Annotated in this window: 13 protein-coding genes and 1 pseudogene; 6 read left to right on the forward strand and 8 right to left on the reverse strand. The window is 75.3% G+C overall.

Features of this window, described 5'->3' with window-relative positions; all coding sequences use genetic code 11:
• Nucleotides 1-153: 153 nt before the first annotated feature.
• Both BS73_RS32045 and BS73_RS32050 read right to left on the reverse strand, forming a co-directional pair.
• Nucleotides 154-1,650 (reverse strand): carboxylesterase/lipase family protein, encoded by a 1,497-nt coding sequence (locus tag BS73_RS32045; protein WP_037577864.1) that lies wholly within the window; start codon nt 1,648-1,650, stop codon nt 154-156.
• Nucleotides 1,651-1,706: 56 nt separating this feature from the next.
• On the reverse strand, nt 1,707-2,351 hold the full coding sequence (locus tag BS73_RS32050) for a TetR/AcrR family transcriptional regulator (protein WP_037577865.1): 645 nt from the start codon (nt 2,349-2,351) through the stop codon (nt 1,707-1,709).
• Between the two features lie 195 nt (nt 2,352-2,546).
• Between BS73_RS32050 and BS73_RS32055 the strand changes: the two genes are divergently transcribed.
• Entirely contained in the window at nt 2,547-3,596 is a 1,050-nt protein-coding gene (locus BS73_RS32055; RefSeq protein WP_051941230.1) for an extracellular catalytic domain type 2 short-chain-length polyhydroxyalkanoate depolymerase, read from the forward strand.
• Here BS73_RS32055 and BS73_RS32060 read toward each other — a convergent pair.
• Nucleotides 3,565-4,458, reverse strand: coding sequence for a hypothetical protein (locus BS73_RS32060; protein WP_051941231.1), 894 nt, complete (start codon nt 4,456-4,458; stop codon nt 3,565-3,567). The two genes, BS73_RS32055 and BS73_RS32060, sit on opposite strands and share 32 nt — an antisense overlap.
• A gap of 207 nt (nt 4,459-4,665) precedes the next feature.
• Between BS73_RS32060 and BS73_RS32065 the strand changes: the two genes are divergently transcribed.
• Entirely contained in the window at nt 4,666-5,847 is a 1,182-nt protein-coding gene (locus tag BS73_RS32065; protein ID WP_051941232.1) for an MFS transporter, read from the forward strand.
• Between the two features lie 127 nt (nt 5,848-5,974).
• A pseudogene (locus tag BS73_RS36800) lies at nt 5,975-6,133 on the forward strand (MerR family DNA-binding transcriptional regulator); the annotation flags it as partial.
• Here BS73_RS36800 and BS73_RS32070 read toward each other — a convergent pair.
• The gene (locus BS73_RS32070; RefSeq protein ID WP_037577867.1) at nt 6,100-6,759 is read right to left on the reverse strand and encodes a GNAT family N-acetyltransferase; all 660 of its coding nucleotides are present in this window, start codon (nt 6,757-6,759) and stop codon (nt 6,100-6,102) included. The pseudogene BS73_RS36800 and the gene BS73_RS32070 sit on opposite strands and share 34 nt — an antisense overlap.
• 347 nt (nt 6,760-7,106) lie before the next feature.
• Nucleotides 7,107-7,556, reverse strand: a complete 450-nt coding sequence (locus BS73_RS32075) for an ester cyclase (protein ID WP_051941233.1) — start codon at nt 7,554-7,556, stop codon at nt 7,107-7,109.
• Nucleotides 7,557-7,783: 227 nt separating this feature from the next.
• On the opposite strand from BS73_RS32075, the gene BS73_RS32080 reads away from it, so the two are divergent.
• Genes BS73_RS32080 through BS73_RS32090 form a run of 3 tightly spaced genes read left to right on the forward strand, consistent with a single transcriptional unit; the run spans nt 7,784 to nt 10,296 of the window.
• Entirely contained in the window at nt 7,784-8,899 is a 1,116-nt protein-coding gene (locus BS73_RS32080; RefSeq protein WP_051941234.1) for a saccharopine dehydrogenase NADP-binding domain-containing protein, read from the forward strand.
• A complete protein-coding gene (locus BS73_RS32085; protein WP_051941235.1) occupies nt 8,896-9,804 on the forward strand; it encodes an NmrA family NAD(P)-binding protein in 909 nt (302 codons plus the stop codon). Before BS73_RS32080 ends, BS73_RS32085 begins: the two co-directional genes overlap by 4 nt.
• A gap of 48 nt (nt 9,805-9,852) precedes the next feature.
• Nucleotides 9,853-10,296: a hypothetical protein gene (locus tag BS73_RS32090; RefSeq protein ID WP_037577868.1), complete on the forward strand. Its 444-nt coding sequence runs from the start codon at nt 9,853-9,855 to the stop codon at nt 10,294-10,296.
• Here BS73_RS32090 and BS73_RS32095 read toward each other — a convergent pair.
• The 3 genes from BS73_RS32095 to BS73_RS32105 are packed head-to-tail and all read right to left on the reverse strand — an operon-like array spanning nt 10,194 to nt 12,677.
• Entirely contained in the window at nt 10,194-11,000 is an 807-nt protein-coding gene (locus BS73_RS32095) for a maleylpyruvate isomerase family mycothiol-dependent enzyme (protein ID WP_037577869.1), read from the reverse strand. The genes BS73_RS32090 and BS73_RS32095 overlap by 103 nt on opposite strands.
• A gap of 58 nt (nt 11,001-11,058) precedes the next feature.
• Nucleotides 11,059-11,757 carry a TetR/AcrR family transcriptional regulator gene (locus BS73_RS32100; RefSeq protein ID WP_051941236.1) on the reverse strand — a complete coding sequence of 233 codons (699 nt, stop codon included), beginning with the start codon at nt 11,755-11,757 and terminating at the stop codon, nt 11,059-11,061.
• Nucleotides 11,757-12,677 carry an SDR family NAD(P)-dependent oxidoreductase gene (locus BS73_RS32105; RefSeq protein WP_037577870.1) on the reverse strand — a complete coding sequence of 307 codons (921 nt, stop codon included), beginning with the start codon at nt 12,675-12,677 and terminating at the stop codon, nt 11,757-11,759. The genes BS73_RS32100 and BS73_RS32105 overlap by 1 nt, the downstream gene beginning before the upstream one ends.
• Nucleotides 12,678-12,867 lie beyond the last annotated feature (190 nt).

Raw genomic sequence — 12,867 nt, forward strand, 5'->3', positions numbered from 1 at the left:
TCCCTTGTTCCAGCCGTCACAGGACGTTCGGAGGCTAACCCCGGATGTTTCCGGCCGGTAACCCGCCGGTCGGTTACGGTGCAGTAACTTTCTGACGGGTAAGTAACCTTGAGGTCCCGGTGCGCCCGGCGGCGGCTGGTGGGGGCGCGTCCGTCAGCGGAGGCCCTCCCACACCGTCCGCTCCTCGGGGCGCGGGTCGTCCAGCACCTCGGAGGCGAGGTCGAACCGCATGGTGGCGCGGCGGCCCGGGTCGTAGGCGGGCCAGCCGGGGTCGCCGGTGGCGGCGAAGGACACCCAGGCGGAGTGCATCGCGTCGGCCACCGGCTGCGGCGGCGCCTCGCCGAGCAGCGGGGTGAAGCCCGGGTCGTCCAGGTTGTCGAAGACGAAGGCGATCTCCGAGGCGTGGCAGGCGCCGAGCCGCCCGCCGAACGTCGGCGGCCGCCAGGCGAACTCGTAGACGAAGGTGGCGCCCTGACGGGTCCGCGCATGCGCCTCGGCCAGGCGGATCGCGGGGACGCGGTAGAACCAGTCGGTGCCGACGGCCGCCAGCAGGTCGCCGTACGAGGCCTCCGGGCGGCTCTTGGCGTAGACGGCGAGGGCGGTGTCCGGGTCCAGCCCGTAGCCGGCCGCGCGCGCCCGCAGCAGCGGTTCGGTGACCGCGTCGATCAGGCCGGGGGGCACCAGGAAGAAGCGGAACTCCTCCGCGTTGCTGCCGACCAGCAGGTCGATCCCGGCCGCGCTGCCGTCCGCGATCGCCTCCAGCGGCGGCCGGGGCAGGGTGCGGCCGTCCACCACCGACTCGAAGGGCATGATGTTCCGGGCGGCCTCGCCCCAGCGGGCGGGATCGGGGTCGGCGGAGATCTCCGCCCTCAGCCGCTGCCCGGCCTCGACCAGCCGCTCGACCGGGACGCCGGCCAGCGCGGTCCGGTCGGCCGGAACGCCGAGCACCTCGGCGAGCCGACGGCCGACCAGCCGGGCGCTGTCCGTGCTCAGGGTGTGCTGGGCGGCGCCGCTCTGCAGGGCCGCGCGGTGGAAGAGCCCCTCGGCGGCGGGCATGGCGAGCAGCGCCCCGATGCCCATCGCCCCGGCCGACTCGCCGAAGACGGTGACGTTGCCGGGGTCTCCGCCGAAGTCCGCGATGTTGTCGCGGACCCACTCCAGGGCGGCGATCTGGTCCAGCAGCCCGAGGTTGGCGCGGTCCTCGCCGCCGAGGTGGAGGAAGCCGTCCGCGCCCAGCCGGTAGTTGACCCCGACGCACACCACCCCGTCCCGGGCGAACCGCGAACCGTCGTACCCGGCCACGGAGTTGGAGCCGTTGGCGAAGGCGCCGCCGTGCAGCCAGACCATCACCGGCAGCCGGGGGCCGGCGCCCGGTTCGGGGGTCCAGACGTTGAGGTTGAGGCAGTCCTCGCCGGCGATGAAGTTCTCCGGGATCAGGCGGTCGAAGGGGGCGGCGTAGGGCGCCTTGGGGGCCGTCGGGCCGTGCTCGACCGCCTCCCGCACCCCCGTCCAGGGGGCGACCGGGCGGGGCGGCAGGAAGCGGCGCTCGCCGAACGGCGGGGCGGCGTACGGCAGGCCGAGGAAGGCGGCGCCGTGCGCGCCGCGCAGGCCGCGTACCGCTCCCGCGCGGGTGCGGACGATCGGGTTCATGGGGCGGCTCCAGGGGATGGCGGGGTGCTCGGGTCCGCGGTGCGGCCGGGTACCGGTCAGCGGTAGACGCCGACCACGCGGAGGGCGTACTGGGCGTAGGAGTTGGCGACCTGTTCGCGGGTGAAGGCCTGGTCGGGGCCGAACCAGTGGGCCACCCGCAGGCCCATCGAACCGATCGCGGTGGCGGCCAGCAGGACGTCCGGCAGGTCGAACTCGCCGGCGGTCACCCCCTCCTCCAGGACGTCGAGGAACATCCGCCGGGAGTCCTTGCGCAACTCCAGGGCGGGGGCGGCCAGTTCGGGGGAGAGGCAGTGCAGCTCGCCGTTGGTGACCACGGCCAGCAGGGGGTGGTCGGCGTGCACCAGGACATGCGCCCGCACCAGCGCGGCCAGCCGGGCGGCGGCCGTCGGACGGGCGGTGGCCAGGGCCTCGGCGAGCCGGGCCCTGGTCTCCTCGTGGCCGATCCGGACCAGCGCCGCCAGGATGTGCTCCTTGGACGGGTAATGGGTGTACAGCGTCGCCGAGTTGATCCCGGCCGCGGCGGCGATCCGCCGGATCGACCCGGCAGCGAAGCCGATGTCGGCGAACACCCCGAGCGCCGCCTCCAGCACCCTCCCGCGCGTACCGGGCGGGGTCACCCCGTCCGGCAGCACCGGGGCGACGGCCGTCAGCCGGCGCGGCTCCCAACCGGGATCCTCCACCTGTGGGTTCCTTCCGGGCAGCCAATCGATCGATTGGGCCAGCCTTGGCCGCCGAGCGCCCGCTGTCAAGGACCGGGGCGCTGCGAGCACCGTTGACATGGCTCCGTCGGGGGCCGATGGTGGCTCAGCACCCATGCGGAAACCGATCGAACGATTGGCCCGGAGGATTCCCCGCCACCCAACGGAGTGTGTCCCATGAGGTTTCGCCCGTCCCGCCTCCTGTCCGGGAGGGCCAGAGCCCTGGCCGTCACCGGCACCGCCGCCCTCGCGGCCGCCGCGCTGTCGGCGCTCGGCCTGGTCGTCCCGGCCGCCCCGGCGCAGGCCGCGTCCGCCCCGCCCCTGCCGCGACTCGACATCACCGGCGACTACGTCACCGGCGTCTCCTCCGGCGGCTTCATGGCCACCCAGCTCCAGGTCGCCTACTCGGCCACCTTCAAGGGGGCCGGGATCGTCGCCGCCGGACCCTACGACTGCGGGCAGGGCACCGTCGTCGGCTTCGACGCCTGCGATCTGGGCATCGGCCTCGGCACCCTGGAACAGCAGGCCGCCACCTGGTCGCAGCAGGGCCGCATCGACCCCGTCGCCGACCTTCAGGGGAAGCCGGTGTACACCTACCACGGCACTGCCGACCCCGTGGTGAACTCGGCGGTCTCGGACGCCGGTGTGAGCTTCTACCAGCACTTCGGCGCCCGTACCACGTACCACGACACCGACCCCGCCGGGCACTCCTGGGTCACCCCGTACGGTCCGGTGGCCTGCTCGCTGACCTCGGCACCGTTCATGAACGACTGCGGGGACGACCCCGAGGGCGAGATGCTGCGCAGCTGGCTCGGCACCGTCGAGGCGCCCGACACCGGTGCCCCGCGGGGGACGCTGAGCCGGTTCGACCAGAACGGCTACGCTCCCGGCGGCTCGGCGCCCGCGCTCAGCATGGACACCACCGGGCAGGTCTACATTTCGCCGTCCTGCGCCGCCGGCGCGGCCTGCAAGCTGGTGGTCGCGCTGCACGGCTGCCTGTCCGGCCAGTACCTGCTGGGCGACGAGTTCGCCCGGCTCGGCAACCTCGACACCTACGCCGACACCAACGACCTGGTGGTGCTGTATCCGCAGGCCATCGCGAGCACCCTGCCCTACAACCCGCAGGGCTGCTGGGACTGGTTCGGCTACGACGGCGCGGACTTCGCCCTGAAGAGCGCCCCGCAGATGCGTGCCATCACCGCGATGGTGCACGCCCTCGGCGGCTGACCCGCAGGGCGAGGAGGGGCAGGCCGCGGCCGTCCGGGTCCAGCCGGGCGGTCGCGGCGGCGAAGAGCTCCGCGGCCCGGCGGTAGGACAGCCGGCCGCGGCCGGTCACCGGGCAGCGGTCGGCCGGCGGGGTGCTCGCGGGCGCGCGGCGGTCGGTGACGAAGACCGGGCCGGAGGCGCGGCCGAGCAGCAGCATCGGCAGCAGCCGGGCGGTTCCGGGGCCCCAGCGGACGGGCGGCGTACCGGCGTTGGGCCTGGTGCCGCGGCCCGGCAGGTCGAGGTGCTCGATGTCCAGGGCGAGCAGCCGGCCGACCGGCGCGCCGGACTCGTGGACGAGGTGCCAGAGCGTCAACTCGCGCAACGGGGCGGGGAGGGCGAGGGCGGCGCGGGCGGCGGTGGCGCGGGCGGCGGTGCGGGCATCCGCGGCCGGCTCGCCGGCGGGCCCGTCGGTCGGCCTCCGGGTGCTCAGGTGGTCCGTCGGTTCCGGCTCGGGCTCCCGCTCCGGCTCGGGTGGGGGCTTCGGCGCCTGTGCCGCGGCCGGGTCGACGGTCAGCCAGCCCTGCGCCCGCCACCAGGTCAACGCCGAGCGGAGGCAGGCCAGTTCGCGCCCCAGGGTGCGCCGGTCCACCTGCCCCGCGCGGATCCGTACGGCGGACCGGAGGCGTTCCTCGGCGCCGCCACCGTCCAGCAGCGCCAGCGGGAGAGTCGGCGGCACGGCTCCGCGGCGTTCGCGGCCGACCGGCGTGCCCCGGCCGACCAGCGGCCAGGCCAAGCCGGTCAGCGAGATCCGGTAGACGCGGGCGGAGGCGGCGCTCAGCACCGCGCTCGCCAGATACCGCTCGACGGCGGCGCCGTATTCCACCGGTACCGCAGTAAACGACTGGCTTCCCATCGGTCGGCAGCTCCTTCGGGTCTTCTCCGGCCAAGGGTATCCACCAGTGGATTCGCAGTAAACGGACGGCATTTACCGCGGCTGCTGCCAGAATTCGCCGAATTGATGCCGGAAGACTCAACTTCGCCGTTCCAGGGCCTTGCGCGGGGGTGGTCGGCGGGGGCAGATTCCCGAGGCATGGACTCCCGTGGCCGCGCCCTGCGCCATCCCGCGTTCCGCCGCTTCCTGATCGGGCAGAGCACCTCGCTCCTCGGCAGCGGAATGAACACCGTCGGCACCGCCTTCGCCGTCCTCGCGCTGCCCGGCGGTGGGCCGGACGCCGTCGGCCTGGTGATGGCGGTGCGGATCGTCGCCGTGCTGGTGGTGCTGCTCCTCGGCGGGGTGCTCACGGACCGGCTGGGCGCGCGGGCCGTGATGCTCGGCTCGGACGCGCTGCGGTTCGCCGCCCAGGGCGCCCTCGCCGCCCTCCTGCTGACCGGGGCGGCACGGCTCTGGGAGCTGGTGCTGCTCGCCGTCCTCCTCGGGGTGGGCGAGGGCGGCTTCGGGCCGGGCCTGACCGCGCTGGTGCCGGGACTCGTCCCCACCGCCGAGCTCACCAGGGCCAACTCGCTGCTGCAGATCGCCAAGGCGGTCGCCACGGTCGCCGGGCCGGGGCTGGCCGGACTGCTGGTGGCGGTCGCCGGCGCGGGGACGGTGGTCGCCGCCGACGCCGCCAGCTACGGGGTGAGCGTGGTCGCGCTGTGGGGGCTGCGGACCGTGTCGCCGGCCGCCGGCACACTGCCCGGCCGCGCCGGGCTGGCGGCCGAACTGGTCTCCGGCTGGCGGGAGTTCGCGTCCCGGACCTGGCTGTGGGTGACCACCCTCCACATCGGTCTCTTCAACCTGCTGCTGTGGGCGCCCTTCCTGGTACTCGGTCCGGTCATCGCCGCCCGGCGGCTCGGCGGCGCGGGGGAGTGGGGGATCGTCCTCGCCGTCTACGGCGCGGGTTCCGTGGCCGGCGGGGTGGCGCTGCTGGGGCGGCGGCCCCGGCGGGCGCTCTTCTGGTCGATGGCGGCCTCGGCCGGCTGGGCGCTGCCGGCCGGGGCGCTCGCCCTGGGGCGGGCGGCGGCTGGGTGGTGGCGGCGGCGTTTCCGGCCGGGGTGGGCGCGGCGGTGTGCGGGACGCTGTCCAGCGCGGTCGTCCAGAGCGAGGTGCCGGCCGAGGTCCGGGGCCGGATCGGGGCGTTCGACGCGCTGGGGTCCTTCGCGCTGGGCCCCCTGGGGCTGGCACTGGCCGGGCCGGTCGCGGCGGCGGTGGGTGCGGGACGGCTGCTCGGGGCCGGTGTGCTCTGGCAGCTCTGCGCCGTCGCGGCGGTGCTGAGCGTACCCTCCGTACGCCGGCTGTCGGCGGCGCCGGCCGACCCCGTTGACCTTCCCCCTGGGGGAAGCCGCAGCATCGGCGGGGCCGGGCGGACGGGCCCGGCCCGAGGAGGAGCGGAGGACCCGGAATGGAGTGGCTGACCATCGGGGCCTTCGCCAGGGCGTCCGGGCCGTCGCCCAAGGCGCTGCGGCTCTACGACGAACTGGAGCTGCTGAGCCCCGCCCGCGTCGACCCGCTGAACGGCTACCGCCGCTATCCGCCGGCCCAGTTGGAGCGCGCCCGGCTGACGAACCGGCCGAGCCGCGCCTCCAGGGCCGCCCGGCACTCCGGCCACTCCTCCGCCGTGATGGAGAAGATCGCCGAGTCCCGCAGGCGGCCCTCCTCGCCCGGCGCCCAGGAGCGGGACCAGTTCCGCAGCACCCCTTCGAACCGCCCGCCGACCGCCTCGATGGCCGCTCGGGAACGGGCGTTGCGGGCGTCCGTCTTGAGGTCGATGCGGGCCACGCCCCAGCTCTCGAAGGCATGCCGGAACAGCAGGTACTTGGACTCGCTGTTGATCCCGGTGCCCTGCGCGGAGGCGGCGAGCCAGCTGAAGCCGACCTCGATCGCGGACAGCCGCTCCTCGCCGTCCGGCGCCGGCCAGAGCCGGGGGTCCCAGTAGGCGGTGGCGCCGACCGCCCGGCCGGAGGCCTGGTCGATCTGGGCGTAGGGGGCGAGCCGTCCCGTTGCCGCGCGGGCCAGTTGGGCGTCGATGTACCCGCTCACCTCGTCCGCGGCCGGCACCCAGGTGAACCGGTACGAGTCCCGGTCCTCCTCGGCCGCCTTCGCCAGCTCCGCCGCGTGCTCCGGCCGCAGCGGCTCCAGCCGCACCAGCGCCCCCTCCAGCAGCGGGTGCTCAAGCGCGAAACCCATGGTCCCCCTCGCCGTCGTCCGCTTCCGCGCCGTTCGCGCTTCGTTCGCGCTCCGTGTGCGCTCGCGCTCGCGCCAGTCTTCCGCATCCGATGCCGCACCGTCGTACGATTTTCGCCGCTGCGACGGGCGTCGCCGTCCGCCGGCTCGCGTACGGCACCGAGCTGCCACACCTGCCTGGCGCAGGGCATCGGCCATGCGCCGGACGTCGGCCGGGGGCCGTGACTTCGGCGCCTTGGAGCGGTCGCTGATGTGGCGTCAGTTCGTCGCCGGAGACTGCTGGTCGAAGGCGGCGGACCCGGCCGGCCGGGAGCGGGGAGGCCGAGCCGGGCCGGCCGGGGCCGCGCGCGTCAGGGGCGTCCGGCCGGCGGCAGCAGCCCGAGTTGGCGCAGCTGGGTGAGGGCGTCCACGACCCCGCGGATCTCGGTGATCCGGCCGTCGGCGACGCGGAGGATGAAGATCTCGCCGTAGTCGACGGTCCGCCCGGTGGCCGGCAGGCCCTGGAACTCGCCGCTGTGGGTGCCGGTCACCCGGTTCCGGGAGACCACCCGGTCGCCCTCAGCGACCGTCTCCTCGATGGAGACGTGGATGTCGGGGAAGGCCCGCAGCAGGGTCTCCCAGACCAGCTTCAGCGCCTCCCGCCCCGACAGTCCGCCGATCGGCACCGGTGGGTGGAAGTCCACGTCCGGCGCGACGAACTCGTCCATCGCCTTCGCCAGGACCTCCGGGTCCCCGCTGTTGGTCGCGGCATGGAACCGCTCGAGCAATTCGATGGTGGCTGCTGTGCCGGTAGCGGACATGGTCCCGATCCTTCGCTCCGTGCGATGCCGAACGGCCTGACACCCCTACGACGGGACAGCCCCCGGAAATGTGACGGACCGGCCCGCCGGGCGGCACGGTTCCCGCCCCACAAGCACCGCTTCGCCCGGCTGGCCAGACTGGCAACTCCGGCGGTTGACGGGCATATCGGGCTTGCGTAGCTTCGGCCGCGAAGCTGCGTCCCCCAGGTAAGGGAAGCGGGTGGGTGATGACCTCGTCGCCGCTCTTCGCCGTGTACGGAGCCACCGGGCACACCGGTCGGCTGGTCGTCTCGCGGCTGCGCGAACTGGGGCGGGAGGTGCTGCTGTCCGGGCGCGACTCACCCGGCCTGCGGCAGCTCGGCGCCCGGCTGGAGGCACCGGTACTGGCGGCCGGGGTCGAGGACGCACCCGCGCTGCGCCGACTCGCCGAGCGGGCCGATGTGGTGGTGCACTGCGCCGGTCCGTTCTCGGTGACCGGTGCCCCGGTGGCGGCCGCCGCGGCGGAGGCCGGCTGCGGCTATGTCGACCACGGGCTCGAACCCCACCATGTGAAGCGGGTCTTCGACACCCTGCAGGCGCCCGCGCAGCGCTCCGGCGCGGTGCTGGTGCCCGGGCTCAGCTTCTACGGCGGGTTCGGGGACCTGCTGGCCGGGGCGGTCGCCCACGGGCTCCCCGAGGTGGAGCGGGTGGTGATCGGGTACGCGGTGTCCGGCTGGCGGCTGACCGCCGCCGCCAAGGCGACCGCGAGCCAGCTCTTCGCCGAGACCCAGCGGATCACCTTCCAGGACGGCGTGCTCCACACCGGCTATGTGGAGCCTCGCACCGCCGTCTTCGCCTTCCCGCCGCCGCTCGGGCCCCGTCAGGTGATCACCCCGATGCCGTTCTTCGAGCCGATCACCGTGCCCCGGCACACCCCCGCCCGCGCGGTGGACGTCCAGCTCACCGAGTCCACCTTCCAGGAGCCCGGCACCTTCGAGAGCGAGGAGATGGGCGACGAGGAGCGGGCCCAGAGCACGTTCACGGTGGCGGTGCACGTGGACGCGGGACCCGGCGGAGGGGGGCCGGACGGCGGCGGAAGGCCCGTCCGGCCGGACGGCGCGCCCGCCGTGATCTCCGGGCACCTCGACGGCCGGGACCTGTGGCGGGCCGCCGCCCTCGCCTCCGTCGAGGGCGCCATCCGGCTCGCCGAGGGCCGCGGCCCGGGCAAGAGCGGGGTGTCCAGCCCGGCCGAGGCCTGGGAGCCCCGCGAGCTGCTGCGGTCGCTGGAGGCGGCGGGCGCGTTCCGGCTGCATCTGGCACCCGCGGCCGGGGTCGCGCCCGGGACCGGGGGAGGCGAGCGGTGACGACGGCCGGTCGGACGGACCCGGACGGGCCGGTGCTGGTCACCGGGGCGGCCGGTGGGCAGCAGGGGTCGACTGGTCGACATGTCGTCAGGATCCTGCTGGAGCGCGGCCGTTCGGTACGGGCGCTGGTGCATCACGAGGACGAGCGCGCGGCCGCACTGGCCAAGCTCGGCGCGGAGGTCGTGGTGGGCGACCTCCGGGAGATCCAGGACACCCGGCGGGCGATGCGCGGGGTGCGCAGCGCCTACTTCACCTACCCCGTGACGGACGGGCTGCTGGAGGCCACCGGCGCGTTCGCGGCCGCGGCCCGCGAGGAGGGCGTCCAACGGGTCGTCGAGACCTCCCAGCTGGCCGCCGACCCGGACGCCGGCACGCCGCGGATGCGCCAGCACTGGGTGTCCGAGCAGGTCTTCGACTGGGCCGGGGTGGGCGCCGTCCACCTCCGCGCGGCGGTGTTCTTCGAGAACCTGGACTTCCTGCTGCGGGCCGGCGGCGAGGGCTCGGAGCTGCGGATGCCGCTCGGTCCCGGCGGCACCGTGCTGCCCCTGGTGGCGGGCGAGGACGTGGCGCGGGTGGCGGCCGGCCTGCTGGGCCACCCGCGGGCGGAGCCGCCCGGCTCGGTGGTGCTGCTGGTGGGCGAGGTGCTGACGGTCGGTCAGGTGGTGCAGACGTACAGCGGGTTCGGGCCCCGGCACGTCCGCTATGTGGACGTACCGCCGAAGACCTGGCGCCGGCAGGCGGAGGCGATCTACCGGGACGAGCACACCGTCGACCACCTCGACCATCTCTGGGCCCTGTTCCGCGCGATCGACGCCCACCACGAGCTCTACCACGTCACCCCGACGATCGAGACCCTGGGCGGCCGCCTGCCGATCCGCCTCGCGGACTTCGTCGCGGGGGGCTGAGCGCGAGGGGTCCCGTAGCCCGTAGCCCGTAGCCCGGTTGGGAGGGCGATGGGGCCGCGGGCAGCGGCGCGCGGACGGCTGATCCGCGTCCTCGGGGCGCTCTACCTGCTGATCGGCATCGGGGTGATCGCGGCCGCCGTCGTGGTCGCGCGGAACCCCTCGCCCGACGTCGTGGGAGCGGCGACGCTGGGGATCGTCGTCCTCGGACTGGTGCTGGGGTTGCTGACCGGCCTGGGCGGGGTGTTCTGGATCCTCGGCCGGTACCAGGCCGGGGTCCTCGCCCTGTGGCTGCCGGCGAGCCTGGTCGGACTGATCGGCGCCGGGAACGCGGCCTATGGCGTCCGACGGCGACGGGCGACCGGACCGGCGGCGGTAGTGGCGGCCCAGTGTCAGTTGAAGGCCACCCGCTCCAGCCAGAAGTCGAGGAACTCCGCGTCCCCGAGGACCTTCGTCGGCGGCCGGCCCGGGGTGTCGGCGGCTCGCCTGCGGTAGACGAGGAGCAGCAGTTCGGTGAGCGGGCCGCGGACCGCGACCCGGGCCTTCTCGTGGGACCGGCGCCAGGTGAGGGCTTCGCCGGTGAGGTCGGCCACCCACTCGGCCCGCGCCTCGGGGTCGGTGTCGGTGGCGTGGAGGTGGACGCTGTTGCCCGGGCCGAGGAGCTCCCGCACCTGGGGGTGGACCTCGAAGTGGAAGGGCAGCGAGCCCAGTTCGAACCACTCGTCCAGCGCGTCCAGCGCCACCTCCCGCTCCGGGGCGAACTCGCCGCCCAGCGCGGGCACCGCGTCCGCGCGGTGGATCAGAGTCTCGTGGGCGAACCGGCGGGCGTAGAAGCCCGCGGAGCCGGGCGGGCCGGGGCTGAACAAGGGGGTCGCCGGATCGGTGGCGCGCAGCGTCTCGGCGAGCCGCTCGGCGCCCTCGGCCACCCACGGGCCCAGCGCGCCCGCGTCCTCCCGCTGCTTCTCCTCCTCGGCCAGCCGGGGAAAGAAGTCCTCGGGCACCGGCTCCGTCCTCCGGGTGCGGACGATCTCCTCCGCCCACCGCTGCACCCGCCCCACGTGCCGCAGCAGCTGGGCCAGATCCCATTCCGGGCAGCTCGGCACCCGGGTCGACATGTCGGCATCCGCGACGGCGGCTCCCAGCGACCGCCCCTGCGCCGCGATCTCGTCCGCGCACCGCGCGTAACTGAGCGAAGTCATGCTCCGGACCCTAGGCCACCCCACTGACAACCTGTCAGACCCCGGTCGCCGTCCGTCCTCAGACGAGGGCGTCGCGCCCCGCCACCAGGGCGCGCACGGCCGCCGCGGCGCGGCGGGCGGCGCACTCGGCCGTGCCGGCCGTGCCGGCCGCGTCGGCCGTACTGGCTGTGTCGGCGGGTGCGGCGTCCCCGGCTTCCCCCGCCGGTGCGAAGACGCCGTCGAGGAGCAGTGCCGCGTGGCCGTGGGCGGTCGCGACGACGGCCGAGACCAGCCGCTCGGCCGTGCGGCGGTCCCCGTCCGCGAGGGCGGCGGCGGGGGCGAGGAACGCGGCCGCGACGGGCTCCGCCGCCCGGGCGATCCCGGGGTGGCGGGCCTTGTCCAGGGCGGAGCCGGACAGCGCCAGGAAGAGGGCGCGCTCGGAGTGGGCGAAGCGCACATAGGCCGCGGCGGCGGCCGCCAACCGCTCCTCGGGGCCGCCGGATCCGGACTCGGCGGCCAGTCGCTCGGCCAGCAGCCCCGCGGCGCGGACGGCGACCGCCGCGAGCAGCGCCTCGCGGTCGGTGAAGTGGCGATACGGCGCCGAGGACGCGACGCCGAGACGCCGGCTCGCCTCGGCCATCGAGAAGGTGGCGGCCCCGCGCTCGCCGAGGAGGTCGACGGCGGTGTCGATCAGCGCCTCCCGCAGATCGCCGTGGTGGTACCGGCCCTGCCGCCCGGCCGGCCCGGACGCGCGCCCTCCGGCGCCTTCGCCGCCCATCAGCGCGTTCCGGCGATCGGGCGGGAGGCGGCGGCCTCCACCGGGAACGGCACCAGCCTGCGCATGAACGCGTCCCAGCCGCGGTCGCCGAGCAGCCGTCGCGCCACGGGGGCCAGCCGCGCCTGCGAGCCGGCCCGGTAGCGGGCCTTCGGCGCGGACGACCGGACCGCTCTGAGGACCACCCCGGCCACCTCCTCCGCCGAGAGCACGCCGCGCGCGCCCTCGCGATGCGCCCGCGCGACCATCCGCGCGACGCTCTCCTTGTAGGCGGCGTACGGGTCGCCCGCGCCCGCGCTCACGCCTTCGCTCGCGCCCTCGCCCGCGCCCTTCGGCGTCCAGGACCGGCTGTTCTCCAGGAACCGCGTCCGCACCGCTCCCGGCTCGATCAGCGAGACCCGGACGCCGAAGGGCGCGACCTCGGGCCGGAGCGCGTCGGAGAGCGACTCCAGCGCGTACTTGGTCATCGCGTACGGGCAGCCGGTGGGCGGCGTCACCAGTCCGGCGGCCGAGCCGATGGTGACGATCCGTCCGCTGCGCCGGGCCCGCATCGCCGGCAGCACCAGCTGGCACATCCGGACCACGGCGAAGAGGTTGGTCTCGAAGGTCTCCCGGACGCTCTCCAGCGGGACCTCCTCGACCGGCCCGCCGCCGCCGTGGCCGGCGTTGTTGATCAGCACGCCGACCGCCCCGTGCTCGGCCTCGACCGCGCGGACGGCGGCCACCCGGGCCGCCTCGTCCGTCACGTCCAGTTCCAGCACCCGGCAGCCGGCCCGCTCCAGCTCCCGCAGGTCGCCGACCCTCCGGGCCGAGGCCCAGACCGGATACCCCGCCCGCAGCAGCGCCAGCGCACTCGCCCGCCCGATCCCGGACGAGCAGCCCGTCACCAACACGGCCTCGACCGGCCGTGCCCCAGACCTCATGTGATGACTCCTCACAATGTGAATGGCTATCACTTTTCCTGAGCCCTCGTCAACGCCGCCCGGGCGGGCGCACGTCCGCCGCACCCCCGGCGGGCCGGGCGGCTCCCGTCGAGCCGCTGGGGCCGGCCGTTCCAAAGCCCCGGAAGGCCGTGGCCCCGAGCCCGCCCGACGTCAGGCCGACCCGGCCGCG

Source organism: Phaeacidiphilus oryzae TH49, assembly GCF_000744815.1.
GTDB classification, from domain to species: Bacteria; Actinomycetota; Actinomycetes; order Streptomycetales; family Streptomycetaceae; genus Phaeacidiphilus; species Phaeacidiphilus oryzae.

Excerpts from the sequence above, each read along its gene's own strand:
- BS73_RS32045 (WP_037577864.1), bottom strand. The coding sequence starts at position 1,650 with ATGAACCCGATCGTCCGCACCCGCGCGGGAGCGGTACGCGGCCTGCGC.
- BS73_RS32055 (WP_051941230.1), top strand. The coding sequence starts at position 2,547 with ATGAGGTTTCGCCCGTCCCGCCTCCTGTCCGGGAGGGCCAGAGCCCTG.
- BS73_RS32065 (WP_051941232.1), top strand. The coding sequence starts at position 4,666 with ATGGACTCCCGTGGCCGCGCCCTGCGCCATCCCGCGTTCCGCCGCTTC.
- BS73_RS32070 (WP_037577867.1), bottom strand. The coding sequence starts at position 6,759 with ATGGGTTTCGCGCTTGAGCACCCGCTGCTGGAGGGGGCGCTGGTGCGG.
- BS73_RS32075 (WP_051941233.1), bottom strand. The coding sequence starts at position 7,556 with ATGTCCGCTACCGGCACAGCAGCCACCATCGAATTGCTCGAGCGGTTC.
- BS73_RS32080 (WP_051941234.1), top strand. The coding sequence starts at position 7,784 with ATGACCTCGTCGCCGCTCTTCGCCGTGTACGGAGCCACCGGGCACACC.
- BS73_RS32090 (WP_037577868.1), top strand. The coding sequence starts at position 9,853 with ATGGGGCCGCGGGCAGCGGCGCGCGGACGGCTGATCCGCGTCCTCGGG.
- BS73_RS32095 (WP_037577869.1), bottom strand. The coding sequence starts at position 11,000 with ATGACTTCGCTCAGTTACGCGCGGTGCGCGGACGAGATCGCGGCGCAG.
- BS73_RS32100 (WP_051941236.1), bottom strand. The coding sequence starts at position 11,757 with ATGGGCGGCGAAGGCGCCGGAGGGCGCGCGTCCGGGCCGGCCGGGCGG.
- BS73_RS32105 (WP_037577870.1), bottom strand. The coding sequence starts at position 12,677 with ATGAGGTCTGGGGCACGGCCGGTCGAGGCCGTGTTGGTGACGGGCTGC.